20 protein-coding genes are annotated in these 26,668 nt (G+C 63.7%); 3 read left to right on the forward strand and 17 right to left on the reverse strand.

All coding sequences use genetic code 11. From position 1 onward, the window contains the following. Positions 1–367: 367 nt before the first annotated feature. From AC6CIG_RS21770 to osmF, 11 genes are all read right to left on the reverse strand, one after another. Complete coding sequence (locus AC6CIG_RS21770; RefSeq protein ID WP_018097029.1) at positions 368–751, reverse strand: VOC family protein; 384 nt, start codon at positions 749–751, stop codon at positions 368–370. Positions 752–902: 151 nt separating this feature from the next. Then, on the reverse strand, positions 903–1,403 hold the full coding sequence (locus AC6CIG_RS21775; RefSeq protein ID WP_437405909.1) for a GNAT family N-acetyltransferase: 501 nt from the start codon (positions 1,401–1,403) through the stop codon (positions 903–905). 2 nt (positions 1,404–1,405) lie between these two features. Next, positions 1,406–2,536, reverse strand: a complete 1,131-nt coding sequence (locus AC6CIG_RS21780) for an ABC transporter ATP-binding protein (RefSeq protein ID WP_018097031.1) — start codon at positions 2,534–2,536, stop codon at positions 1,406–1,408. Between the two features lie 88 nt (positions 2,537–2,624). After that, positions 2,625–3,854, reverse strand: a complete 1,230-nt coding sequence (locus AC6CIG_RS21785) for an ABC transporter substrate-binding protein (RefSeq protein ID WP_018097032.1) — start codon at positions 3,852–3,854, stop codon at positions 2,625–2,627. Positions 3,855–3,883: 29 nt separating this feature from the next. Beyond that, positions 3,884–4,741: a carbohydrate ABC transporter permease gene (locus AC6CIG_RS21790; RefSeq protein ID WP_102762398.1), complete on the reverse strand. Its 858-nt coding sequence runs from the start codon at positions 4,739–4,741 to the stop codon at positions 3,884–3,886. Next, on the reverse strand, positions 4,738–5,622 hold the full coding sequence (locus AC6CIG_RS21795; protein ID WP_102764449.1) for a carbohydrate ABC transporter permease: 885 nt from the start codon (positions 5,620–5,622) through the stop codon (positions 4,738–4,740). The genes AC6CIG_RS21790 and AC6CIG_RS21795 overlap by 4 nt, the downstream gene beginning before the upstream one ends. Before the next feature lie 12 nt (positions 5,623–5,634). After that, positions 5,635–6,795 (reverse strand): Gfo/Idh/MocA family protein, encoded by a 1,161-nt coding sequence (locus AC6CIG_RS21800; RefSeq protein ID WP_018097035.1) that lies wholly within the window; start codon positions 6,793–6,795, stop codon positions 5,635–5,637. 188 nt (positions 6,796–6,983) lie between these two features. Beyond that, positions 6,984–7,721 carry an ABC transporter permease gene (locus tag AC6CIG_RS21805; protein ID WP_102762395.1) on the reverse strand — a complete coding sequence of 246 codons (738 nt, stop codon included), beginning with the start codon at positions 7,719–7,721 and terminating at the stop codon, positions 6,984–6,986. After that, positions 7,721–8,659 (reverse strand): ABC transporter ATP-binding protein, encoded by a 939-nt coding sequence (locus tag AC6CIG_RS21810; protein ID WP_437405910.1) that lies wholly within the window; start codon positions 8,657–8,659, stop codon positions 7,721–7,723. The genes AC6CIG_RS21805 and AC6CIG_RS21810 overlap by 1 nt, the downstream gene beginning before the upstream one ends. Beyond that, positions 8,656–9,855 carry an ABC transporter permease gene (locus AC6CIG_RS21815; RefSeq protein WP_498323780.1) on the reverse strand — a complete coding sequence of 400 codons (1,200 nt, stop codon included), beginning with the start codon at positions 9,853–9,855 and terminating at the stop codon, positions 8,656–8,658. The genes AC6CIG_RS21810 and AC6CIG_RS21815 overlap by 4 nt, the downstream gene beginning before the upstream one ends. Positions 9,856–9,933: 78 nt before the next feature. Beyond that, complete coding sequence (osmF, locus tag AC6CIG_RS21820) at positions 9,934–10,851, reverse strand: glycine betaine ABC transporter substrate-binding protein OsmF (RefSeq protein ID WP_018097039.1); 918 nt, start codon at positions 10,849–10,851, stop codon at positions 9,934–9,936. Between the two features lie 226 nt (positions 10,852–11,077). Here osmF and AC6CIG_RS21825 point away from each other — a divergent pair, with 226 nt between their 5' ends. Next, entirely contained in the window at positions 11,078–12,451 is a 1,374-nt protein-coding gene (locus tag AC6CIG_RS21825) for an FAD-containing oxidoreductase (RefSeq protein WP_026168813.1), read from the forward strand. Positions 12,452–12,673: 222 nt separating this feature from the next. Here AC6CIG_RS21825 and AC6CIG_RS21830 read toward each other — a convergent pair whose 3' ends face one another. From AC6CIG_RS21830 to AC6CIG_RS21855, 6 genes are all read right to left on the reverse strand, one after another. After that, positions 12,674–13,468: a dimethylarginine dimethylaminohydrolase family protein gene (locus tag AC6CIG_RS21830; RefSeq protein WP_102762391.1), complete on the reverse strand. Its 795-nt coding sequence runs from the start codon at positions 13,466–13,468 to the stop codon at positions 12,674–12,676. 32 nt (positions 13,469–13,500) lie between these two features. Further along, positions 13,501–13,929, reverse strand: a complete 429-nt coding sequence (locus tag AC6CIG_RS21835) for an OsmC family protein (RefSeq protein ID WP_018097042.1) — start codon at positions 13,927–13,929, stop codon at positions 13,501–13,503. Positions 13,930–13,948: 19 nt separating this feature from the next. Further along, positions 13,949–14,404, reverse strand: a complete 456-nt coding sequence (locus AC6CIG_RS21840) for an RbsD/FucU family protein (RefSeq protein ID WP_102762389.1) — start codon at positions 14,402–14,404, stop codon at positions 13,949–13,951. A 124-nt stretch (positions 14,405–14,528) separates the two neighbouring features. Next, a complete protein-coding gene (locus AC6CIG_RS21845; RefSeq protein WP_498323783.1) occupies positions 14,529–16,913 on the reverse strand; it encodes an aldehyde dehydrogenase family protein in 2,385 nt (794 codons plus the stop codon). 4 nt (positions 16,914–16,917) lie between these two features. Next, a complete protein-coding gene (gene deoC / locus AC6CIG_RS21850) occupies positions 16,918–17,922 on the reverse strand; it encodes a deoxyribose-phosphate aldolase (RefSeq protein WP_018097045.1) in 1,005 nt (334 codons plus the stop codon). A 130-nt stretch (positions 17,923–18,052) separates the two neighbouring features. Then, on the reverse strand, positions 18,053–18,796 hold the full coding sequence (locus tag AC6CIG_RS21855) for a DeoR family transcriptional regulator (RefSeq protein ID WP_437416859.1): 744 nt from the start codon (positions 18,794–18,796) through the stop codon (positions 18,053–18,055). A gap of 263 nt (positions 18,797–19,059) precedes the next feature. On the opposite strand from AC6CIG_RS21855, the gene AC6CIG_RS21860 reads away from it, so the two are divergent. Next, a complete protein-coding gene (locus AC6CIG_RS21860) occupies positions 19,060–24,507 on the forward strand; it encodes an alpha-2-macroglobulin family protein (RefSeq protein WP_127709833.1) in 5,448 nt (1,815 codons plus the stop codon). 8 nt (positions 24,508–24,515) lie between these two features. Then, on the forward strand, positions 24,516–26,660 hold the full coding sequence (gene pbpC, locus AC6CIG_RS21865; protein WP_498323785.1) for a penicillin-binding protein 1C: 2,145 nt from the start codon (positions 24,516–24,518) through the stop codon (positions 26,658–26,660). Positions 26,661–26,668 lie beyond the last annotated feature (8 nt).

Genomic DNA, 26,668 nt, shown 5'->3' on the forward strand with positions numbered 1-26,668 from the left:
AATCCAGCCAGACCAAGTCCTTGGACTGAAAGAACGCTTCCCGCGCCGCCGACGCGGCGCTACTCTCATCCCTGTGACGAGCACAAGGATGAGGTGAGGAGAGATTGCAGCCCTCCGAAAAGTTTTCCTATAGCGTCGCGCCTTCCGAGACACGCAAAGGTCGCTGTAGCACTTTGAGCTGCTGCATGTTTTTGTCCATTGATCGGCTACGATCAAAGGAAACATTCAGTGGGCGCACCGTGCCATTCGCCCTCTCGACAGGGACGGTGGATACGGCATCTTTCGGGCGCACGTAGCTTCTAAGGGCTATAGCGTTTCACTGTTTCACAGGAACAGTGAACCGCTCTCGACTCGGAACCCGCAGCGGTCAGCGAGCCGCCGGCTGAAACAGCTCCACCATATTGCCGGAGGGATCGATCAGCAGTATCTGCGATCCGCCGGGTCCGGTCACGACGTCGTTGCGAAACCTGACGCCGGCGGCGCGCAGGCGCTCGACCTCGACAGTCAGGTCGTCGACGATGAGATGAATCCGGTTCCAGCCGCCCGGCGAAGGACGTTCGCCGTCCGGCATCGGCCGTCCCGCAGAGCTCAACGGGCCGCTCAGCAACAGCCGCAGGGCACCCCGCCTGACATCCGCGAAAGCGGGAGCGTGGTTGGAGAGAAGCGAAAAGCCGAGATGCTTCGTGTACCATTCGACCGCAGCTTCGACGTCAGCCACCATATAACGCACGTTGACGGTTGTTTCCGACATTCCCGCCTCCCGATCCGAGTTCACCAAAACAGCCCGAATACGCCACCGATTTTCGCGCGATTATTGGCGACGTCAATGTCCCTTTCGCGACTGCTGGTCCCCACCTCGTGCGGCGAGGGGGGGGCGGCCCGCACGTGAGACGGGCCGGCACTCAATCGGCGACGCGTTTCACCATGATGACATCGTCAATCTCCCGGCCCTCGTGAAGAAAACCGCCTGGAATGCGGCCGGCTACAGAAAAGCCCTCGCGATGGTAAAATCGGATCGCCGTCGGGTTGTCGGCGCTGACGGCAAGCTCCAGCTGTTTGATGCCCTCATTTCGTGCGTAATCCGCGACAGCATCCAGAAGCCGCCTCGCTAGCCCGGTTCCGCGATGTTCCCGGCGCAGATAGACCATGACGAGCGTCGCGCGATGCGCCATCTTGCTGGCGCTCTGACGCATCAGCCCCATGATGCCGACTGGGACATCGTCCTGGAAGGCAACGAAGACGGGGTTGCCGACGGTTCTGCGCCGCCACTCCTCGTCCGGCAGCTTTTCCCAATCTTCGGCGCTGCTGGCAAAGGAGGCAGGCTCCGTCCGAAGCGCCTCCAGCCGAATGCTGCGGAAGGTCGCGACATCGTCGATAACGAGCAGTCTGATCGTCGTGCTCACGATCACGCCGCCGGGTCGAAGAGCGCCATGTCGATGTCGGTCATCTCGACCCGGCGCTCGAAGGCGACCCCGTTCTCGTCGAAAAGATGGCAGTCGGCGGCGCGGATGCCGGTCCTGATCGTTTCGTCCGCACGGATCGCGAGCGTTCCCGGCAGCATGGCACAATAGTTCTCGCCCTCCCCGTCGAGCGCCACATAGGCCACGGTGTGAGCGCCGAGACGCTCGATTACCGATGGGGTGACCGTCAGCGTCAGGTCGGCGCCACCCATCTGGATGTGTTCCGGCCGGACTCCGAGCGTCAGGGTTCGGCCGGTCATGCCCGCGCGGGGCGTGACCGGCACAAGGACAGTCTGCCCCTTGTAGTCCACTTCCACGCCGGCCTCCGTGACGCCGGTGCAGGCGACCGGCAGGAAATTCATCTTCGGATGCCCGATGAAGCCGGCGACGAATATATTGGCGGGCTTGTGATAGAGTTCGAGCGGCGCTCCCGTCTGGGCGATCTCACCGGCATTCAGCACGACGATCCGGTCCGCCATCGTCATCGCCTCGACCTGGTCGTGCGTGACGTAGATCATCGTCGCCTTCAATTGCCGGTGCAGTTTCGCAAGCTCGATGCGCATGTCAGCGCGCAATGCCGCGTCGAGGTTCGACAGAGGCTCGTCGAAGAGAAAGATCTTCGGCTCGCGCACGATCGCCCGCCCGATTGCCACACGCTGGCGCTGGCCGCCCGAAAGCATGCCTGGCTTCTGCTCCAGCCGCTGGTCGAGATGCAATATGCGGGCAGCATGCTCGACCTTCGCCTTCAGTTTCTCCTCCGGCATTTTCTCGACCCTGAGCGGAAAGGCGATATTCTCGAACACGCTCATATGCGGGTAGAGTGCATAGGACTGGAAGACCATGGCGATGCCCCGCCTGACCGGCGGCAGATCGTTGACGCGCTTCCCGTCGATGACGATGTCGCCGGCGGTCGTCTCGTCAAGCCCCGCGATCATTCTGAGCAAGGTGGACTTGCCGCAGCCGGAAGGCCCGACAAAGACCACGAATTCGCCATTCCCGACTTCGAGCTCGATGCTCTTCAGCACCTCGTAGGTGCCGTAGAATTTCTGAACCTTGTTGAGAGTGAGCTGTCCCAATAATCTGTCTCCGGCCACCGGCGAAGCGGCATTTCCGCCACTATGGAAGGCGGGACCGCCGAGCCGAGGCCCCGCGGTCCCGGCGGGCTTATTTGTACTGTTCGAGGTCGTCGGCCGCCTTCTTCAAGGCATCCGCCGGCTCGGCATTGCCGGTCACCACCGACTGAACCATCTCGATCATCGTGTTCTGGAAACCTTTGAAGTCCTTGAAGAGCGGCTCCGGACCACCATAGGCTATCCCGTCGATAAACGGCTTCCAGGACGGATCGGCCTTGACGAATTCGTCTACCTTCGGAGACGGCCGAAGCGGCGTCAGACCCGCACCGCCCTGCAACTCGTACTCGCCCTGCGGGCCGGGTGAGGTGATGAACTTGGCGAATTCGATCGCTTTCTCCTCGACACCCGTATCCTTGAACACCACAAGGCTGTCGGTGATCAGCAGGGTGCCTTCGCCCTTGGCCGAAGGGCCGAGCGGCAGCGGCGCTACACCCCAATTGACCTTCGTTTCCTTCAGTCGGGCGGCAGCTCCGGAGCCCGACTGGATCATGCCGACTTTCCCGTCAAGGAAGATGGCGCGGATTTCGTTCTGCTCGTAAGCCGTCGCCCCTTCGACCGAATAGGGGGTGATGTCCTTGTAGGCCTGCAGGGCGGCAAGGACTTCCGGGCTGTCGATGACGATATTGTCGCCGTCGATGACCTTGCCGTTATTGGTGTAAACCCAGTGCATGAACTGGTGCATGGTGTTGTCGAAGGTCTTGGCCGGAAGTCCGTAGCCCGCAATGCCGGTCTTTTCCTTGATCTGCTTGGCGAAGGCGATCTCTTCGGCCCAGGTTTTGGGCGGGACTTCCGGATCAAGACCGGCCTGTTTGAAAAGGTCCTTGTTCCAGTAGAGCGCCTTGGTGGAAAATGCGATAGGCACGCCCCACTGCGTTCCCTCGAAGGTTACCGTGTCGACGATATTCGGATAGTAGCCTTTTTTCTCGTCCTCGGTCATGGGGACCGGAACGATCAATTCGTTCTCGGCGAACTCCTTGAGCGCGCGCGATCCAACATAGGCCATGCCGACAGGCGTCCCGGCCACGGCAAGCGTCGTCGCCTTGTCCTGACACTGGGCCCAGCCGACGACTTCGGGCGTGACCTTCCAGCCGGGATTCTTCCCCTCCCATTCCTTGATGTATTTCTCGTGGATAGGATCGATCGTGTCGCCGCAATAGATCCAGCTGATTTCCTGGTCCGCGGCCTGTGCGGCAACGCTGCCGAGAGCGGTCGATCCGAGCAGCGCAAGCGTGAAAAAGGTAGCTTTGCAAGCAATAGTCACTGATGAAACTCCCCTGTTTTAATGATTGCTTATTGTTTCACCGCGCCGGCGGTCAGGCCGCTGACGAGATAGCGTTGAAGGAAGAAGATCACGATCACGGCCGGAGCGATGCCGACGAAGCTTGCCGCCATGAGCTCGTTCCAGACCACCTCCTGCCGGCCGAAATAGGCGAAAAGGCCCACGGGCAGCGGCATGTACTCGCTCTTTGAGTTGAAGGTCAGCGCGAAAATGAACTGCTGGGCATAGGAGCCGATGAAGGTCGTGATTGCCACAACCGTGATACCCGGCATGGCGATCGGCAGGATCACCCGGCGAAGCGTGTAGAAGTGGCTTGCACCGTCGACGAAGGCTGCCTCGTCCAGCTCGCGCGGGATGCGCATCATGTAGGTGCGCAGAAGCCAGATAGCAGACGGGATCAGGAAGGCGACACCCGGCACGATCATGGCGAAATAGGTATTCAGCACGCCGAAGCTGCGCATCAGCCGAAAGAGGGGGATGAGCAGCACGGCGCCCGAGAACATGTTGACCGCCAGGAAAGCGGCAAGCAGCGCCCCGCTGCCGCGGAACCTGAAGCGCGCAAAGGCATAGGCCGCCGGCACCACCAGCACCAGCACGACGGCTGTCACGATGACGGAAATGAAGAAGGAATTGAAGATATAGCGGGCGAAGCCCGGCACGCTCACCCACATGGTGCGATAGGCTTCGAGGGAGCCGTCCTCCGGCCAGAAGCGGTAGGGAGAGGAAAAAAGGCGGCTCAGCGGCTTCAGAGATACGAGGAAGCCTTCGACGAAAGGCGCGAGGATGAAAGTGAGAAAGACGAAGATGCCCGCATAGATGCCGACGAGCTCGTACCAGCGATAGCGGTTGATCATTGCGGGCTGGCTCATCGGCTTTCTCCCGTGGCAAGGCGGTGCGTGACGCGGAAATAGGCGATGCAGAAGATCGACAGGAAGATGCAGATCAGTACGGCGCGCGCCGCGCCCTCCCCGTATTTTTTCGAGCCGATCGCGGTCCGGTAGGTGTCGATGATCATCGTCGTCGTGTCGCCGTTCGGCCCGCCCTGGGTCAGGATCCAGATGATGTCGAACGAGTTGAAGGTGGCGATCAGCGACAGCATCGACATGGTGATCATCGACGGCACGAGGAGCGGCAGGGTGATGCGGCGAAAGCGGTAGAAGCGCCCTGCTCCGTCGGTCCAGGCGGCCTCGTAGAGATCCTGCGGGATCGCCTGCATCGAGGCGAGCATATAGAGCGTTACCAGAGGCACGCCGATCCAGACGTCGGTGACGATGGTCGCCCAGAAGGCGGTGGAGCCATGCGCCAGGAAGGCGACCGGACCGTCCACCAGCCCCCAGTTCTGGAGCATACCGGAGATCATCCCGAACTGGCCGTTATACATCCAGCCCCACATGAAGATGCCGATCGCCATGGGCACGATCCATGGCGGCATGGTGAGCAGGCGAAAAAGCGCCCGCCCCGGCACTGCGGCGTTCAGCATCACGGCGCCGAATGTGCCGATGATCATCTTGATCGTCACCGAGAAGGCGGTCCAGACGAAGGTGCGGAGGATCACTTCCGCGAAGGTGGCGTTGAAGATCTTGTCGTAATTGGCTGTGCCGACCCAATTGGTCGTCTTCTTCAGCGAGGCATCGGTGAAGGACAGGATGAAGGTATCGACCAGCGGATAGGCGACGATAACCGTCACGTAGAAAACGGCCGGAAGAAGCAGGATCCAGGCGAAGATGATCGTGCTGCGCCGAACGCTCATCCCCTCCCCCTCTCAAGCCGCACGGGCATGCAGGGCTTCGTCGAAGCGGTCCCAGAGGGGCCGAAGATCGACGACCGTCCGTTTCATCCGCGCCTCGTCCATGGACAGCGCCAGTATGCCCGCTTCCAGCGCGTCGAGCGGCGAGACCGGCAGGGGACCGCCATCCCGCACATGCGCGATGATCTCGGCCGCCATCTGCTCGTCGGCGCCGTAGTGTTGCGAAAGCGCCGTCTCTTTGGCGTAGCGCTTCTCGACGACCTTCCTGCCCGACAGCACCTCGTGCACGTCCAGATAGCCGCGAATGAAGTCGCCTTCCGCCATGCCGCGCGAACCGACGACGCAAAAGCGGCGGAACTGATCCGGCACGTTGAGGTTGGTGTGGAAGTTCATCGCGACGCCGTTGGCATATTCGACGATGGCGACCTGATAGTCGATGATATCGCCGTCACTGTCGAAGACCTTGTCGGATCCGAGCCAGCCGCTCGGCTTTCGGTGGAAAAGCTGCAGGTCGTTGACGCCGTCGCGGCTGGGGTCATTGGCCGGAATGAAGCTCTTGCGGCCGCCGAAACTGGCGACGCGTTCCGGGCGCGCGCCGACGACGCCATTGTAGAGATCGAGATCGTGACAGCATTTCTCGAGCATGAAGCTTCCGGCATAACGTCCGTAGCGGCGCCAGTCGCGCATGAAGAATGCGCCGTGATAGGGCTCTATGTGCTCGGCGGCCTCGATCGAAACCACGTGACCGAGCGTTCCCGCGGCTTGCGCAGCGCGCAGGTCACGATAGAGCGGCGCATAACGCAGCACGAGACCGACCATCAGCCGGTCGGGCCCGTGTTTCGAAAGCAGTGCCGCAAGTTCCAGGCTCTGCTCGATCGTACTGACGATCGGCTTCTCGCAGAAGACCTTGATGCCGGCCTCGAGACCGATGCGGATATGATCGAGATGCATGTGGTTCGGCGAGCCGATCATCAGGAGATCGAGCTCTTCGCCGGCGATCAGCTCCTCAGGCGTGGCGTAGGCCCTGCCGGCGGAAATGCCTTTTTCGGTAAGCGTGGCAAGGCCGGCTGGTTCGGGATCAACATATCCCGCGATCTCGAAGGCTTCGTCGATCGCCTTGAAGACATAGCCCAGATATCCCAGACGGAATCCGAGTCCGATTATCCCGACTTTCATGCTCGCGCTGTTCCCTTGTCTCGGCGTAATTATTTTTCGTAGACTGGGCCAGAATTTTCACCTCGTCAATAAAAAATCGGAAATTGCGGCAGATTGTGAAATTCATTTTCATTCTCAGGCGTCAAGCTTAGCGCACGCGCAAGCAGCGGCCTGACGCATCCCGTCAATTCGACCGGACGCGAGGCGCTTCAGATGTGCGCTCGACCGGCGAATGCCCGTTCAAGCCCCTGGAGCGCATCGTGAATGAGGACGGCAAGCGCGCCGACGATCAAGCCGCCCTGGAGGACAAAGGCGAGGTTGTTGGACTGAAGCCCTGCGATGATGACCTCGCCAAGCGTCTTGGCCGCGACGGTCGAGCCGATCGTCGCCGTCGCGAGACTGATCACGACGGAAAGGCGGATGCCCGTCAGGATCACCGGCAGCGCCAGCGGAAGTTCGATCCTGAAGAGGCGTTGGCGCCCGGTCATTCCCGCGCCGCGTGCGGCCTCCATCACCGTCGGCGGCAGCGTCGTCAGACCGGTCAGGGCATTTTCGAAGATCGGCAGAAGGCCGTAGAGGAAGAGGGCGATCAGGGTCGGCTTCTCGCCGAAGCCGTAAATCGGGACCGCAAGCGCGAGGACCGCCACAGGCGGGAACGTCTGGCCGATGTTCACCAGACTGCGCGAGAGCGGCAGAAACTCGGCTCCGGCCTTCCGTGTAACGATGATCGCCAGTGATACGGCGACGAGGGTCGCGGCCACGGTCGCGACGAATACAGTCCGCAAGTGCAGGACCGTCAGCCAGAACAGGCTGCCCTGGTTGTAGACGGCCGGCGCGTTCTCCTGCACCAGAGGTTTAAGCAGCGGCTCGAACCAGGCGGGCTGCAGCAGGAAAGCCAGCAGCACGGCGAGCACGGTCAGCCGAAACAGATTGGGCAGGGTGGCCATCACTGCCGCCTCGCCGCACGCTTCACGATCGCTTCGAGCGTGATCTTGCCCAGGATCGCGCCGTCGGCCGCCGCGACCGGCAGTGCCGAACGGCCCGTCCACAGAAGCTCCGACAGCGCGTCACGCTGGCTGAGAACCTCCGGGACCGGCCGACCCTCGGCCGAGCCGGGCTCGACCGCCTCGCCGACTGTCTCGATGCCCAGTAGCCGGAATGGACGCTCGCTGGCGCCGACCAGCGTCTCGACGAAAGGTGTGGCGGGCCTGACGAGCATTTCGGCGGGCGTGGCATATTGCACCACCTCGCCCTTGTCCATCACCGCGATCCTGTCGGCAAGATGGAAGGCCTCTTCCATGTCGTGCGTGACCAGGATGATCGTAGTGCCGAAATGTTTCTGGATGGCGGCGAGATCGTCCTGCGCCTTGGCGCGGATGATCGGATCGAGCGCGCCGAAGGGCTCGTCCATCAGGAGCACGTTGGGCTCCGCCGCCAGTGCCCTTGCAACGCCCACCCGCTGCTGCTGCCCGCCGGAAAGCTCGTGGGGGTAGCGCGGTCCGAATTCCGCGGGATCGAGCTGGAACAGCTTCAGCAGCTCCTCGACCTTGGCATCGATGCGGGCTTTTTCCCAGCCGAGCAGCGTCGGCACTGTCGCGATGTTCTGCGCGACCGTCCTGTGCGGGAAGAGGCCATGGCCCTGAATGGCGTAGCCGATGCGCCGGCGCAGCTCGAAACCGGGAATCGACCGGTTGTCCTCCCCGTCTATCCTGATCGTCCCGGCCGTCGGCTCGACGAGGCGATTGATCATTTTGAGGAGCGTCGTCTTGCCGGAGCCGGAGGTTCCGACGACGACGGTGACCGTATGCGGCGCGACCGTCAGCGACACGTCGCTCACGACTGCCGTATCGGCATAGCGCTTGGTTATTCCCTCGATTTCGATCATGCGGCGTTGCCTCGGCTGCGGTTCGGCATGGTCATCTCGATCAGGGCGTCGAGCACGATTGCGGCGGTAAAGGCCAGTACGACGGTAGGAATGGCACCGAGCAGCACCAGGTCCATCGCCGTCTGACCCACCCCCTGGAAGACGAAAACCCCGAACCCCCCGCCGCCGATAAGGGCGGCGATCGTCGCAAGCCCGATGTTCTGCACCAGCACGATGCGGATGCCGGTCAGGATAACGGGAAAGGCCAGCGGAAACTCGATCGCGACGAGGCGCTGCCGATCCGTCATGCCGATGCCTCGCGCCGCGTCGGTGGCCGCGTGCGGCACGCCGGCAAGCCCGACGACCGTATTCGCGACGACTGGCAGCAGGGAGTAGAGGAAGAGCGCGACGAATGCGGGGGCGGCCCCGATGCCGCGGATGCCGATCGCCGCAGCGCCGGGAACATTCGCCGCGACCCAGCCGAGCGGCGCGATCAGAATGCCGAAAAGTGCAATGGAAGGGATCGTCTGGATGGCATTCAGGACACTGAGCACGCCGGCCCGCAACCGTTCGACGCGGTGACAGAGAATGCCGAGCGGCAATCCGACGACGGTCGCCGCGGCAAGCGAGCCGAGCGCCAGCGTCACGTGACGGCCCGCCTCGGTCCAGAACAGTTCGGCGCGGTTGGCATATTCCTTCATGATCGAAAGGTCGTCCCAGCGGCCGGTGACGAGCATTCCTCCAGCGAGGACGAGGACGCCCGCGAAAACGAGAAGCCGCAGACCAGGCCCCGGGTTGAGGCGGGTCAAGGCGTCCGCGAGCAACAATGAGAAGGCAAAGACCAGGACCCAGAAGCCGGAAGCCGGAGACACGCGTGCAAAGCTGTTGTCGGGCGGCGTCAGGTGATCGGCTGCCACCCCGATCAGAAGGGCGAGAGCTGCCAGCGCAGCCAGTGCCACGGCCATCCGCAAGAGGCGCGGCGTCCTCGCAAACGCGACGGCGGCGCCGGCGACCACGAGGGCGAGGAGCCCGTAGCCGAGCGGCGGCGGAAGTGCCTCCAGGATGGCCCGCGCTTCGCCCTGAATGATCCGGTTTGCACGAAACGTCGCGAAAGGCGCAAGGAAAGCGCCATAGAGGACGAGGATCGCGATGATCAGGCCGAGCTTGTCGAAACGGAAGGCCAAGCGTTCCTTTTTCTGGATGATGCCAATCGCCATTCAGCCGTCCGTTCGACGCAGGATGAGGGAGAGCGCGGTCGAAGTCTTATCGGACCAGCGCCCTTCCCCGGCGTCAAGCTATTTCAGGAAGCCGTTCGCCTTCAGGAAGTCCTCGGCAACGGCCTTGGCCGACTCGCCCCCGACCTGCACGCGGCCGTTGAGCTCCTGCAGGGTGGTGAGGTCGAGCTTTTCGAAGACGGGCTTCAGGATCTCTTCGATCGCCGGATTTTCCTTGAGAACCGCCTCGCGGATGATCGGCGCCGGCTGATAGACGGGCTGGACGGCCTTGTCATCCTCGAGAACCACGAGACCGGAGGGCGCGATCCCTCCATCGGTGCCGTAGACCATTGCCGCGTTGGCGCCGTTCGTCTGGTTTGCCGCAGCCGCGATCGTCGCGGCGGTATCCCCACCGGAGAGCGTGATGAGCTGTTCCGGTTTCAGCTTGAAGGAATAGGTCGTCTGGAACGCAGGCAAGGCGGCGGCGGAATTGACGAATTCGGATGAAGCCGCGAGCACGACCTCGCCGCCGTCAGAAACGAATTTGCCGAAATCCGAGAGGGTCTTGAGGTTGTTCTTCTCGGCAACGTCCTTGCGCAGCGCGATCGCCCAGGTGTTGTTGGCCGGCGACGGCGTCAGCCAGACGATCTTGTTGGCGTCATAGTCGAGCTTCTTCGCCTCTTCATAGGCTTTCGCCGCATCCTTCCAGGCCGGGTCGTCGGCCTTCTCGAAGAAGAAGGCGGCGTTGCCGGTATATTCGGGATAGATGTCGATTTCGCCGGCGATGATCGCCTTGCGCACGACAGGAGTGGCGCCGAGTTGCACGCGATTCGTCGTCTTGATGTCGTTGGCGTTCAGGACCGAGAGGATGATGTTGCCGAGAACGCCGCCCTCCGTGTCGATCTTCGAGGAAACGACGACGTCGGCCTCGGCAGCCGCGGTGGTGAGTGCAAGCGCAATGGCGGCACCGATCAGTGTCCTGGTGAAGTTCAGTCGCATGATTGTCTCCCTCGGTTTTGACCTCGAATTTTGATCACGCTTTCCGCGCTGCGTCCGGCCAAGACGTTCCATATATGTCAGCTTTCCGGAAAAAATCGAGCTTAAGCTGTCTGCACTTGATATCCGTTCCATGGCGCCCTCCGGATTGGGCCGTCGATGCGCATTGCAATCGGACGTAATGTGGACCACTCTTCCGCCCGGCGCCAGCATCTCCTCGGGGGTTGTCATGAACAAGCATTTCGATGCGATCATCATCGGTGCCGGCCAGGCGGGCCCTTCACTCGCCGGACGGCTGTCGGATACGGGCAAGACCGTCGCGCTGATCGAGCGCAAGCTTTTCGGCGGCACCTGCGTCAACACCGGCTGCATGCCGACCAAGGCGATGGTCGCGAGCGCCTATGCGATCCACACGGCCCGGCGCGGAGCCGAATACGGCATGACGACAGGACCCGTCTCGGTCGATTTCGGTCGCGTCATGGCGCGAAAGGAAAAAGTCCGGCTCGATGCCCGCTCAGGCGTCGAGAAGTGGCTCAAGGGTATGAAGAACTGCACCGTCTTCGAGGGCCACGCCCGTTTCGAAGGTCCGCGTGAGGTCCGCATCGGCGACGAACTGATTTCGGGGGAGCGGATCTTCGTCAATGTGGGCGGCCGCGCCGCGGTTGCCGATCTGCCCGGCGTGAACGAGATTCCTTATCTCACCAACAGTTCGATCATGGACCTTGACGAGCTGCCTGAACATCTCGTCGTGGTGGGCGGCAGCTATATCGGGCTCGAATTCGCCCAGATGTTCCGCCGCTTCGGCTCCGACGTCACCGTCATCGAAAAGGGCCCGCGGCTGATCGGGCGGGAGGATCCGGAGGTCTCCGACGCAATCCGTGAGATCCTCGAGAACGAGGGCATTCGAATACGCGCGAATGCGGAATGCATCCGCTTCTCGAACCATGCGGACGGCATCGTCGTGGGCGTTGATTGCACGTCGGGCGAGCCCGAGGTGACCGGCTCGCATGTGCTGCTTGCAACCGGCCGCCACCCCAATACGGATGATCTCGGCCTCGACAAGGCGGGCGTGAAAACCGACGAACGGGGCTATATCGAGGTCGACGACAGCCTGCGCACCAATGTTCCGCATATTTTCGCAATGGGCGACTGCAACGGCCGCGGCGCCTTCACGCACACGTCCTATAACGACTTCGAGATCGTTGCCGCCAATCTCATCGACGACGATCCGCGCCGGGTGAGCGACCGCATCCAGACCTACGCCCTCTATATCGACCCGCCGCTCGGGCGCGCCGGCATGACCGAAACCGAGGCCCGCAAGAAAGGACACAAGCTCCTGATCGGGACGCGCCCCATGACACGGGTCGGCCGCGCAGTCGAAAAGGGCGAGACGCAGGGCTTCATGAAAGTCATCGTCGATGCGGAAACCAAGGACATCCTCGGCGCGTCGATCCTCGGAACGGGCGGCGACGAGGCGATCCAGAGCATTCTTGACGTGATGTATGCGAAGAAGCCCTACACGACGATCGCCCGCGCGGTGCATATCCACCCGACCGTGTCGGAACTGATCCCCACGGTGTTCGGAGATCTGTCGCCGGCGTAGCGTCGGGGGATTGCCCCTCATCCGCCTGCCGGCACCTTCTCCCCGCAAGCGGGGCGAAGGGACCCCTGGGTCCCTTCTCATGCTTCAACTCCGCTGGAGAACTGTGGCCGCGCCGCTTGTCCCTTCTCCCCGTTTCGTACGGGGAGAAGGTCGCGGCAGCGGGATGAGGGGCAGCATCCGGCCTGTCGATCTTATGTGGAACGCGGTCCTCGCCGGCTCCCGTCAAGCCTTTTCGCTGAACCACCTCAGCGACATGCAGGAAAGCCCCGCGTCGATCTTGCCTATTTCCGTGGTCTTCAGCGGCACGACCCTGTAGCCCGCCTTGTCGAGCATCTCGATCGTCCTGGGAAAATCGGAGCCGACCAAGACCACGTCGTTGACGCGCAGCGCGTTGGCCGCCGGCTCTTCGCCCTCCGGAATGATCATCTGCCGGAACTTCCCGAAGACGCCGGATCGTACAAGACGATCGGTGGAGAGGATCGTCTCGTCGTCGAGGAGCGAGCAGTCGGTCTTGAAATGCAGGACGCCCTCCGGGGTCGCGACGACCTCGCTCTTGCGCCCGAGCTTCTCGAGGCAGGCCTGCAGCGCCGCCGCGCCCGCCTTGTCGGTTCTCGCCGACAGGCCGATCATCACGCTTTCCCGCGTCGTCAGCACGTCGCCGCCGTCCGCATAGCCTTGCGGCAGCTCGAGCACCGTCTCGAACATGTCACGCAGCGTCGGCGCGATTTCCTCGACTTCCTTGACGCGCGTGGCCGCTCCCGGCCGAAGCAGGACCGCCCCCTCTGTGAAGACCAGAGCGGGGTCCTCCACGAAAATCGAGTCCGGAAAGGTCTCGAGCGCCGGCAGGACCGTGACCTTCACGCCGGCATCGCGCATCGCCTCGACATAGGCGTCGTGCTCGGCCTTCACTCCCTCATAGGTGGGGCTGCCGCGATCCTCCGCGCGCAAGCCGTTGACGACCGATCGTGACGGCGAACGCACGATGATGGAATTGAATCGATAGGCCGGACGCGTCATTGCGGACTCTTCTCCCTCAGTTTGACTTTTATTTAAGCCGACACAGTGCTTACGAAATCCGGACTGCCGCGCAACGTGTTGCTGACTGTGCAGATCTCCTCCTCCGCCGCCTCCATGATGGCGTGGCGTACGGTGTCGTCGAATTCGCCCGTGATAACGAAGGCGATGTGGAACCGTGCGACCCGCGACGGTTCGTCATGGGCCTTCTCACCGGTCACCTTGACCGAAACTTCCGCGAGCCGGTCGAGCACGCCGAAACGGCTCGCGGCGATGCGGGCGCTGAGCACCAGACAGCTCGCGAGCGATGCATAGAGAAGGTCGAGCGGCCCGAATCCCGGCTGCGAAGGACTGGTGACGATATCGAGTTCGCCGCCGGTCAGCGATCTCACATGCGGAAAGCCGGTGCGGCCGACGACGGCGGTCGCGCCAGTTTCCCGCGTCCTTACCTTGAGCTCGGCCATGGGCGTAACCTCGCGCGGCTCAGACGTTTTCCGGCGGAACGACGCCCTTGGTGAAAAGAAAGCAGCCGTAGAAGCGGGTCTCGCCGGTGGTGATAACGCAATAGGCCTTCTTTGCTTCCTCGTAGAAGGCAAAGCGCTCGATGCCGTACATCGGAGCGGGCTTCCCTTCGTTGCGGTCGATCTCGGCCTGCACCTCCCGCTGCACTGCCGGGACCTCGTCCGGCGCCCCCATGACTTCCATGCGCCCGGCCGAAGGCTGAAGCGGCGTGTCGAGGGGTAGGACTGAAAGGATCGCCCTTGCCGCGCGCGCCGCCGAAACATTGTCGATGTGCAGCAGTTTGCCGAGCGTGGTCTGCCGCGCGATGGAATCCGATGGGAAATTGGTATCGGAAATCACCAGCGTGTCGCCATGGCCCATCGATCGCAGCGCGTGCAGCACATCGGCATTGAGAGCCGGGTCGATATTCTTGAGCATTCCTGTCCTCCTCCACTGCAAAGCGCGGTCGCATCAGGCCGTTTCTGGCGCGCGCCGTCAACAGCCTGTTGCTCTTTCTCCACGCTTCGATGGGACGACCACCCGCTCATCCAAGAGCGGGATGCTATTCGCCGTAGGGAATCCAGATATTCTTGACGTCGACCGCTCGCCGCAGGAACGCCTGCCCTTCGGCGGCCGAGCGATTCGTCCAGTCGATCGCCCTGCCGTAATCGACGAAGGTACGCTTGAGATTGCCGACGGACAGCTTCTCGACCAGTGTCGAAAGTTCCGGCGAGCCGAACGCCCAGAGCGCGTCCACGTCGTTGTGCGCGGCAAGTGCCTTGGCGAGTTCCATCGCAGATCCGGTGACGATATTGATGACGCCCGGCGGCACGTCCGAGGTCTCGAGGACCGAGTAGAAGTCGGTCGCAGCCAGAGGATGCGCTTCGCTCGGCACGGCGACCACCCGGTTTCCGACCGCAATCAGCGGTGCAACGAGACTGACAAGTCCGAGCAGCGGTGCTTCCGGAGGGCAGATGACGCCGACGACGCCCTGCGGTTCCGGCATGGCCAGCGCGACGCCGCGCAAGGGCGGCTGGTGCACGGTGCCCTCATACTTGTCCGCCCAGGCTCCGTAGCTGAAGAGCCGCGCGATCGAAGCTTCGACCTCCGCTCGGGCATTGGCTGCCGAAGCCCCGGTCATGGCGGCGATGCGGTCGGCGAATTCCGCCCCGCGGCTGCTCAGGTTCTCGGCGATGTAATAGAGGATCTGGGCGCGGTTATGCGCGGTTGCCGAAGACCAGCCCGTGGCGCCCCGCGCCGCAACGACGGCATTGCGGATATCCTTGCGGTTGCCCTCGCCGACTTCGCCGATCACCTTGCCTTTCGGGGAAAGCACAGGCCGCGAATAGTTCCCGTCCGGCCGAGCCTGCTTGCCGCCGACGAAGAGCTTGGCAGTGCGGTCAAGCGCCGGAACGGCGAAATCACCGGCGGCCTGCTTCGCAGCCGGCAAGCCGTACTCGGCGCGCAGCTTGCGCCCCATCCAGGCCTTCGGCTTCAGATATTCGTAGCAGCCCTCGCGCCCGCCCTCGCGGCCGAAGCCGGACTCGCGCTTTCCGCCGAAGCCGCTCGATGCATCGAAGAGATTGGTCGCATTGACCCAGACGACGCCTGCCGTAAGCTTGGCGGCAACATGCAGGGCAAGACCGATCGTTTCGCTCCAGACGCTGGCCGCAAGGCCGTAGCGGCTATGATTTGCAAGCTGGATGGCCTCCTCCGGCGTGCGGAAGGTCATCGACACGGCCACCGGCCCGAAGATTTCCTCGGTCGCGACGACGGAAGTCGGCTGGACCCCGGTCAGCAGCGTCGGCCGAAAGAAGCTGCCACCCTTCGGCAGGTCGATCTTCGGCTGATGCATCGAAGCGCCTTCGGCGACACCCTTCGCCACCAGCTCTTCGATGCGCTGGAGCTGCACCGGCGCGACGATCGCCGCCATATCGATCGCCTTGTCGAGCGGATGACCGACGCGGAGCGTCTCCATGCGCCGCTTCAGGCGATCATGAAAGACCGGGGCCACGCCCTCCTGCACCAGAAGGCGTGAACCGGCGCAGCAGACCTGGCCCTGGTTGAACCAGATCGCATCCACGACGCCCTCGACCGCCGCGTCGATATCGGCATCGTCGAAGACGATGAAGGGCGACTTGCCGCCGAGTTCCAGCGTCAGCGACTTGCCGCTCCCTGCCGTCTTCTCGCGGATGAGGCGTCCGACTTCGGTCGAGCCGGTAAAGGCGATCTTGTCGATATCCTCGTGTTCGACGATCAGCGCCCCCGTCTCGCCCTCGCCCGTCACCACGTTCAGCACGCCCGCGGGGAGGCCCGCTGCAGCGGCAAGCTCCGCGAAGAGCAGCGCCGTCAAGGGCGTAAACTCCGCAGGCTTCAGGATGACGGAATTACCGAGCGCCAGCGCCGGGGCAACCTTCCAGGCGAGCATCAGGAAGGGGAAGTTCCAGGGGATGACCTGTCCGACGACGCCCACGGGCACCTGGTCGGCGAATTCCGTCTCCTGCAGCTGTGCCCAGCCGGCATGATGATAGAAGTGGCGAGCGGCGAGCGGAATGTCGATGTCGCGCGTTTCCCGGATCGGCTTGCCGTTGTCGAGCGCTTCGACGACCGCGATCAGGCGCGCATGGCGCTGGATCATTCGCGCGAGTGCATAAAGGTGTCGGGCGCGCGCATGTCCGGAGAGCTTGGCCCACGGGCCTTGCGCCTTGCGCGCCGCCGCCACCGCCGCGTTCACGTCGTCGCGCCCGCCATGTGCGATTTTCGCGAGCAGTTTGCCCGTCGCCGGCTCGAACGTGTCGAACGTCTTGCCGGAAACCGACCCGACAGAGGCGCCGTTGATGAAATGGCCGAACTTGCCTTCATGCCGAGCGAGCCAGGCGCGCGCCTCGGTGTCGGCTTCGGGGGCCGGGCCATAGGACATATCGTCGAAGAAAGTGGCAACGCTCATCTGATTATCCGATCGGGTGTCTGTTGAGGGCCGAATACGCGCCGCTGACATGATGTTCGAGCTGTCGCTCGATATCGGCGAGCAGGCTCGATGCGCCGACGCGGAAAAGGTCGGGCTCGAGCCATTCCCGCCCAAGCTCTTCCTTCATGAGGAACTGATAGTTCAGCACGTCCTTCGCGACGGAGATGCCGCCGGCCGGCTTGTAGCCGACCTTGATTCCGGTTCGCTCCTCATAGGCCCGGATCATCCTGAGCATGGCGAGCGTGACGAGCAGGGTCGCGTTCACCCCTTCTTTTCCGGTCGACGTCTTGATGAAGTCGGCGCCCGCCATCATGCAGACGAGCGAAGCCCGCGCGACGTTGCGAAGCGTCTTGAGATCGCCGGTCGCGAGGATGGCCTTGACATGCGCATCGCCACAGGCCGCACGGAAATCGCGCATTTCGTCGTAGAGCGCCTGCCAATTGCCGGTCAATACGTGCTCGCGGGTGATGACAATGTCGATTTCCCGAGCACCATCGGCAACCGAGGCTTTGATCTCCCTGAGCTTGACGTCATGGGGAACGAGACCCGCCGGAAAGCCCGTGGACACTGCCGCCACCGGAATTCCGGAACCCTCCAGGGCCTCCACCGCGGTCGAAACGAAGCGATGATAGACACAGATCGCGCCGGTCGTGATACCTCGATCGCCCATGCCGAGCGCTTCGAGAATGTCCTGACGCACCGGCTGGCGAGCCTTGGCGCAGAGGCGTTTTACGCGCTCGGTCGTGTCGTCGCCGTTGAGCGTCGTGAGATCGATGCAGGTGACGGCTTTCAAGAGCCAGGCGGCCTGCGCATCCTTCTTCACGGTGCGCCGGCCAGGCAGCGTCTGAACGCGGCGCTCTGCCGCAGAGAGATTGACGCGCTGATCGAGCACCCAGGACAGGTCGAGCTCGACACCGTCATTGCGCGGCCAGTTGTGGCCCGCGCCGGCGGAGTGCACCGCCGCGCTTCTCAGAGCAAGGTCTTCCAACCGATTTCTCCCCTTCACCCGGACCACCGGCGGCGCGCCTCAAGAGCGAACAACAGAATGTTAGTTTTCTAACACGATATTTGTTAAACTTTCATCATTTCCACCGCCTGTCAAGGCTGGTTGCGCGCGCTCATACTTTTCCAGGCATAGGCGTCAGCGCGGTTTCGCCGTCTTCCGTGATAAGCGACCGGAAAGCACCGGGTGGAGCAAAGAAAGCCGCCTTCAGCTTGCCGAGCTTGCTGCTGTCGGCGACGAGGTAATTCTCGCGCGCCAGCGAAATCACCTTCTGCTTGACCGGCACCTCGTGGAAATGAACGCAGGTCGCTCCCCTCGCCGGGTCTATCCCGGCCGCCGAAAGAAAGGCGACATTGATGCCGAGCTGGTCTAGCGTCTCGATGCCGGGCGCACCGGAAAACGAAGCCGACGACGGGTGATAGACGCCGCCCAGCATTACCATGCGGAGATTTTTCTTCCGCGTCAGCCTTTCGGCCGTGTTCAGGGAATAACAGATCGCCGTAATTGCGTAATCGTCCGGTATCAGTTCGACCAGATATTCCAGCGTCGTACCACAATCGATGAAAATCGTCTCATCCGGGCGAATGTGCCGGGCGGCATGAATGCAAGCCTGCCGCTTGGCGGCGGCGTGACTGTCGGCCGCGCGGGCAAGTTCGTAGGGCGCATCGCTCTCGATCTCGGCGGCCGGGACGATATGGCCGCCCAGATATCCGAACAGCCCAGGATGGTCGGCGACATCACGGCGGACGGTCATTTCCGATACGCCGAGCAGCGCCGCCGCCTCTTTCAGATGCACGACGCGCCGCGCCGAAAGCGCGTCGGACAAGGTGGCGATGCGTGTTTCCCTGCGGCTGGCCATGGCTCTTCCAAGTTATAAAGAAAGCATTTTGTGCAATGTTAATCTGTGAGAAATATCACAGGATTGCCTCGGCCCGCAAGCGATCCACCGGGGCAAAGCTGGACGGACGAGCTGGTCTATGGGCTCGTGCTTCAAGGCACAACGGGCGCCGCACAGCCATAGGGTGTCCCCTGAACTCGCCGTTTCCTCGATTGACAACGACCGGCGAAGGTTGAAAGAGTGATGTACAATCGAAGCGGCCAGCGTCGGGGGGACTTTTGTCTATGCGCGCGTTTCTCGGTCTTTCCACTCTTCTCTTTACACTCGTTTCCCTGGGGATGCCGATCGCAGCGGCCGAGCCGGAACGCCGGATCGAGATTACCAATGATGCCGACTATTTCGGCTTCGATCTGCGCACCGAGCAGAACGTATCGCTCGACCAATGCCAGAGTGCCTGCATCGCCGACCGCTCCTGCAGGGCCTTCACCTACAATCCAAAGGTGAAGTGGTGCTTCCTCAAGTCCGACTTCAACCAGTTGAACACGTTCCCGGGGGCCATTGCCGGCAAGGTCGTCGAAACCGCCGCGGGCGAAGCCGACATCGGGGCACCGCCGCGCCTTGACTTCGTCTCGGACGATCTCCTGCAGCAGGCGCGCGATGTGAAGGCGAACCTCGTTCTGGCCGACGAGCAGCAGGGTTTCGGGGTCAACGGCCTCATCGAGACGGCGCGCAGCGAGTTGACGGCCGGCAACTTCGTCGCCTCCCTCCAGGCCTTCCGCGGTGCGCTTGCGGTAGCGCCGGATGACAGCGCGTTGTGGCTGGAGGCGGCTGAGGCCGCCAACCGGTATACGGGCGGCACGGACCTGGCGAGCGAAGCCGCCCTTGCGGCGCTTAACGGCTATCAACTGACGCGGACCGCGCAAAGTCGCGCGCATGCACTGGCTATTCTCGCCCAGGCGCTCGACAAGCTGCAGAACTATCGTGCCGCGCTCCAGGCCTACAAAGCGAGCCTCGAACTCGTGCAGGCAAAGTCGGTCGAGACGGCTTATCTCGATCTCAAGGCACGGCAAGGCTTTCGGGTCACCGGCCACACGGTCGATGCAGACAGCGCCAGCCCCCGCGCCTGCGTGCAATTCTCCGAGCCGCTTCTGAAGAACGGTCCCGATTATTCCTCCTTCGTAACGCTCGATGGCGCCGCGCCGAAGGCGGTTGAAGCCAAGGGCAGCGAAATCTGCGTCGAAGGCCTGGCGCATGGCAAACGTTACAAACTCGTGCTGAGGCAGGGCCTGCCCTCCTCCGTCGAGGAAGTCATCGAGACCCCCGTGAGCCTCGACGTGTACGTGAAGGACCGCGGGCCGATGGTCCGCTTCACCGGCGACAGCTTCGTTCTGCCTTCGACTGCGCGGCGCGGCATTCCGATCGTCTCGGTCAATACGGAAAGCGCCAAGCTCAAGCTCTACCGAATCGGCGACCGCAACATCTCTTCGCTGCTCACGAGCTCCCAGTTCCTGACCCAGCTCGACGGCTACAGCGAGGAGCGCATCAAGGACGAGAGCGGCGAGCTGGTCTGGCAGGGCAGCATCGACATCGCCACCGAGCTTAACAAGGAAGTGGTGACGAGCTTTCCGGTCGACGAGGCTCTGCCGCAGCGCAAGCCCGGCGTCTACGTGCTGACGGCGAGCTCCGGAACCGGGCTTACACAGGATTGGGACGCCCGCGCCACGCAATGGTTCGTCGTGTCCGACATCGGCATATCGACCTTTGCAGGCACGGATGGGCTTACCGTCTTCGCGCGTTCGCTTGCGAGCGCCAAGCCTCTTGCAGAGGTCGAATTGCAGCTGGTCGCCAAGAACAATGAGGTGCTCGGGACGGCGACGACCGATGCGGAAGGGCGCGCAACCTTTTCCGCCGGACTGATCCGCGGCACGGCCAGCATGACGCCGGCGGCGATCACCGCCCGGAAGGGTAGCGACGACTACGTGTTCCTGGACATGACGCGCGCCGGCTTCGACCTTTCCGACCGAGGCGTCACCGGACGCGCCGCACCGGGTGCGATCGACGTCTTCGCCTGGACGGAACGCGGCATTTATCGCGCGGGCGAAACCGTTCATGCCGCAGCGCTCACCCGCGACGTCAACGGTGCCGCGATCGAGAAGCTGCCACTGACCTTCGTTTTCCTGCGCCCGGACGGCGTCGAGGACCGCCGCCTCGTCAGCGACGGCGGCAAGCTCGGCGGGCACACGCTCGATCTGCCGGTCCCAGAAAATGCGATGCGCGGCACCTGGACGATGCAGATATTCACCGATCCGAAGGGCTCTGCGATCGCCGAGAAGCAGTTCCTCGTCGACGATTTCGTGCCAGACCGCACCGAGTTCGACCTGACGAGCGAGGCAGAGGCGATCGAGGTCGGCACCCCCGTCGAAATCGCCGTCGACGGACGCTATCTCTACGGCGCACCCGCCGCGGGCCTGACGCTGGAAGGCGAAATTGCCGTCAGGCCGACGCGCCGGAGCGAAGCGTTCAACGGCTATTTCTTCGGCCTCGCCGACGAAGAGGCAAGCGAGGACACGCGCCTGCCGCTGGAAGGTCTGGAGCCGCTCGATGAAAACGGCAAGGCGGTTTTCGACGTCGATCTGACCGAGGTCCCCGGAACGACGCAGCTGCTCAACGCCAGTGTGACGGTTCGCATGCGCGAGGCCGGCGGCCGCGCGGTCGAGCGCACATTGACCCTGCCGGTGAAACCCGAGGGACCGATGATCGGCATCAAGCCGGAGTTCTCCGGAGACCTCGCCGAAAATTCTGTCGGGAAGTTCCACGTCATCGCCGTCGGCGCGGACGGCACCAGGACCGCGATGCCGGGTCTCCCCTGGAAGCTGATCAGCGTCGAACGAAACTACCAGTGGTATCGCGACGGCACCGCCTGGAAATACGAGCCGGTCGTCTCCACGAAACAGGTGGCGAGCGGCTCGGCCGACGTGACGGAGGACGGCGCCGAAATTTCCGTCCCGGTCGGCTGGGGCCGTTATCGGCTGGAGATCGAGGCGGCGGCCCTCGACGGGCCGGCTTCGAGCGTTGAGTTCGATGCGGGCTGGTATGTCGAGGCCACCTCGACGGAGACCCCGGACGGGCTGGAGATCGCACTCGACAAGGAAAACTATGCGGTCGGCGAGACGGCGAAGCTCAAGGTCTCGCCGCGCTTTGCCGGCGAACTGCTGGTGACTGTCGGCACGGAAACCCTGGTGACGACGAAGACCGCGGCCATTGCCGAAACCGGCGGCGAGGTGGAACTGCCGGTGACGGCCGAATGGGGTACGGGCACCTATGTCACCGCGACGCTTTACCGCCCGGGCGAAGCTCAGGAGAGCCGCATGCCCATGCGGGCGATCGGCATCAAGTGGCTGGCCGTCGATCCCGCGGATCGAAAGCTCGCCGTCAGCCTGGACGCGCCCGAGAAGACCGAACCGCGCCGGCCGCTCGATATCGGCCTTCAGGTCCGGGGGGCCGGCGCCAACGAAGACGCCTATGTCACGGTTGCCGCAGTCGATGTCGGCATCCTGAATCTGACGCGCTACGAGGCTCCGGACCCAGACGGATGGTATTTCGGCCAGAGGCGGCTCGGGCTCGAGATGCGCGATCTCTACGGACGATTGATCGACGGCTCGCTCGGCGCGACCGGCCGGCTGCGCACGGGCGGCGACGGCGGACAAATGCCGCTCCAGGGCAGCCCCCCGACCGAAAAGCTCGTCGCCTTCTTCTCGGGCGCCATCAAGCTCGACGCCGAAGGCATGGCGAATGTTCGATTCGACATTCCGCAATTCAACGGAGCGGCACGGATCATGGCGGTCGCCTGGACGAAGTCCGGCGTCGGCCATGCCGTGAAGGACGTGGTCATCCGCGATCCGGTCGTCGTGACCGCAAGCCTGCCGAAGTTCCTGGCGCCGGGAGACCGGGCCGAATTGCGGCTCGATATCGCCAACACCGACGGGCCGGCGGGCGATTATCAACTGCAGGTCACGACCAACGGCCCGGTCACCGTCGAACAGACAGCGGCCGAAATGGTGAACCTCGGCGCCGGCGGCAAATCCGCTCTTACCCTGCCGCTCGCCGGACAGTATCCGGGAGACGGTCTCGTCACCGTCAGGCTATCGAACGCCTCGGGCCTGTCGCTGGAGCAGACGCTGAACATTCCTGTCCGCCCGGCAGCCCTGCCGGTCACTCAGCGTCATGTCGTCAATGTCGCCGCCGGCAGCAGCCTCACGGTGGACGAGCAATTGCTCGCCGACAGCCTGCTGCAGGGCGCTTCGGTCAGCCTCAACGTGACGCGTTCGGCCGCCTTCGACGTGCCGGCGCTTCTGATGACGCTCGACCGCTATCCCTATGGCTGCGCTGAGCAGACGACGAGCCGCGCCTTGCCGTTGCTCTATCTCAGCGAGCTTGCCAAGCAAGCCGGGCTTGCCGACGACGAGGGCGTCAAGAAGCGCGTGCAGGAGGCGATCTATCGGGTCCTTGCCTATCAATCCTCCACCGGCAGTTTCGGCCTTTGGAGCCCCGGCTCCGGCGATCTCTGGCTCGATGCGTACGTCACCGATTTCCTTACCCGCGCGCGGGAGCAGAAATTCGACGTGCCGGAACAATCGATGGTGCAGGCGCTCGAAAACCTGCAGAACGCGCTGAGCTACGAGACCAACGTCAAGGACCGCGGCAACGAGATCGCCTATGCGCTCTATGTCCTGGCGCGCAACCGCAAGGCCGCGATCAGCGATCTGCGTTATTATGCGGACACGATGCTCGGCGATTTCCCGACCCCGCTCGCCAAGGCCCATATCGCCGCGGCGCTCGCGCTCTATGGCGACGCCCGGCGCTCGCAGGATATCTTCGCGGCCGCGGCCAACATGTCGACTGGGCTCGTCAATGTCAGCCTCGCCCGCTCCGACTACGGCTCTTCGCTTCGCGACGGCGCGGCCGTGCTGGCGCTGGCAGCCGAGAGCCGGCCCGTGCCGCCGATCATTCCCGAGCTTTCCAGGGTCGTCGCACGGGAATGGCAGCAGGCGAGATACACGAGCACCCAGGAGCAGACCTGGATGCTCCTGGCCGCACGCGCAATCCAGGGGGGCGACGAAGACATGAGGATCGAGGTCAACGGCGCAGCGCGCACGGGCAGTTACGCCGCCCGCATGACCGGCGATGCGCTGATCGAGCACCCGGTCGTTATCCGCAACGAGGGCACCGACATGGTCTCCGCCGTCGTGACGACGGTGGCGGCGCCAGCCCAGCCGCTCTCGGCCGGCGGCGAAGGCTTCTCCATCGAGCGGAGCTATTACACGCTCGAGGGAACGGCCGCTAATGTCAGCGAGGCCCGGCAGAACGAGCGCTATGTCGCGGTGCTGAAGGTGACCGAGAGCAACGACTGGCCGTCCCGGGTGCTTATCACCGACCTCCTGCCCGCCGGATTCGAGATCGACAATCCAAGCCTCGTCGACAGCGCCCAGCTTTCGAATTTCGAATGGATCGGCCAAGTTGAGGCTGCCCATACCGAATTCCGCAGCGACCGCTTCGTGGCCGCCTTCGACCGTTCGGCTGGCGACAACCGCGAAATCACCCTCGCCTATGTCGTACGCGCGGTGACGCCCGGCACATACGACCATCCGGCCGCGAGCGTGGAGGACATGTACCGGCCGCAATTCTCGGCGCGCACGGCGACGGGACGCATGGAGGTGCAGGCAGCCCAGTAGGACGCAGGATGATGTTCTCTCGGCGAAAGTCGAACCGCAAAGGCATTGTGGCAGCAGCCCCACGCGACCCATCCAGACGCGGCCGGGCGATCGTCGCCGTATCCCTCGTCCTGATCCTGTCCGCTCTCGCAGTCTTCACCCTCGAATGGGCCGACAGGGCCTTTCCGCCGCCGCTCTCCGAGGCCGAAGCGGTCTCGGCCGAAGTTCTCGACAGAAACGGCCACCTCCTGCGCGCCTTCGCGACCAAGGATGGCCTGTGGCGGCTGAAGACGACCGCGCAGGACGTCGACCCGCGCTTCATCGCAATGCTGATCGCCTATGAGGACCAGCGCTTTCGCGAACATCACGGGGTCGATCCGTTGGCGCTCGCTCGTGCCGCGCTGCAGTTCATCACCAGCGGCCATGTCGTTTCCGGCGCTTCCACGCTCTCCATGCAGGTGGCGCGCCTTATCGAGCCGCGGGAGAGACGCACGCTGGCGGCGAAGCTTCGGCAGGTGGCGCGCGCCATCCAGATCGAACGGCGCCTCGGCAAGGACGAGATTCTCGATCTTTATCTGACCCATGCGCCCTATGGCGGCAATCTCGAGGGCGTGCGCGCGGCAAGCCTCGCTTGGTTCGGCAAGGAGCCGCGCCGCCTCTCGGCTGGAGAGGCAGCACTGCTCGTCGCATTGCCGCAACTGCCGGAAAAGCGCCGGCCCGACCGCAATCTTCCCGCCGCCGAAGCGGCCCGCAAACGCGTGCTCGCCCGCGCCGCTGTCGCCAGGGTGATCGGCGAAGGCGAAGCGGAGCGGGCGGCGATGACCGCCATACCGACGCGCCGGCTGCAGCTTCCCGCCCATGCTGCCCATCTCGCCGAGGCGGCGCGACGGAAGCATCCGGCGGAGCGCAGGCATCCGACAACGCTTAGCCGCAATATCCAACGGGGCCTCGAAGGCGTCGCCCGCGAAGGTGCTGCAAGGCTCGGTCCCAAAGTGTCGGTCGCCATGGTCATGGCCGATAGCAGGACCGGCGAGATCGTCGGCGAAGTTGGCTCGGCCGACTATTTCGACGCAAGCCGCTCGGGCTGGATCGACATGACGCGGATCACCCGCTCCCCCGGATCGACGCTGAAACCCTTCATCTACGGTCTTGCCTTCGAGGAGGGTCTCGTCAGCCAGGAGACGATCATCGAAGACCGGCCGGCGGACTTCTTCGGCTATCGGCCGCGCAATTTCGACATGAATTATCAGGGCGACGTCAGCGTGCGCGAGGCGCTGCAAACGTCCCTGAACGTGCCGGCGATCCGCCTGCTCGATGCCATCGGTCCGTCGCGCCTGATGGTTCGCTTCCGGCGCGCCGACGTCAGGCCGAAATTGCCGCCGCACGAGGCGCCGGGGCTTGCGATCGGCCTCGGCGGCGTCGGCATCACGCTTCGCGAGCTCGTACAGCTCTATGCGGGCCTGGCGAACCAAGGCTGGCCGGTGCGCCTCGGCAACGGCATCGAAGGCGTCCCCGGTCCCATCGACGGCGAACCGCTCCTGTCGACGGTCGCCGCCTGGCATGTCGCCGACATACTCTCCGACGTGCTGCCACCGGCGGGAAGCCGCCGGCACGGCATCGCTTATAAGACCGGCACCAGCTACGGCTATCGCGATGCCTGGTCCGTAGGCTTCGACGGCCGCTATGTGCTCGGTGTCTGGGTCGGCAGGGCCGACAATGGCGCCGTGCCCGGCCTGACCGGTTATGGTGCGGCGGCGCCGATTCTGTTCGAAGGATTTGCCAAGGCGGGGATCGCGATAACACCCCTGCCCGGCCCGCCCGCGGGCGCCGTCCGGCTTGTCCAGGCCGATCTGCCGATCAGCCAGCGGCGCTTCTCGGTCACGGCGAACGGGCTGCTTTCGGCCTCGGCCCGTGAAGCGGCACCGCAGATCGTGTTCCCGCCGGAAGGCGCCCGCGTCGAGCTTGGAGCGCATGGGGACGGCGAGATCACGCCCTTGACGCTGAAGCTCCAGGGCGGCCGGGCGCCCTTCCACTGGCTTGCCAATGGCCGCCCGCTACCCGACGTGACCCGACGGCGCGTCAGCCAGTGGCTGCCGGATGGCGGCGGCTACTCGACACTCACGGTCATCGATGCGCTGGGGCGTGCCGCCAGCGTACGCGTCTTCGTCCAGTGAAACGAACG

It is taken from the genome of Sinorhizobium sp. GQ132 (genome assembly GCF_059758575.1).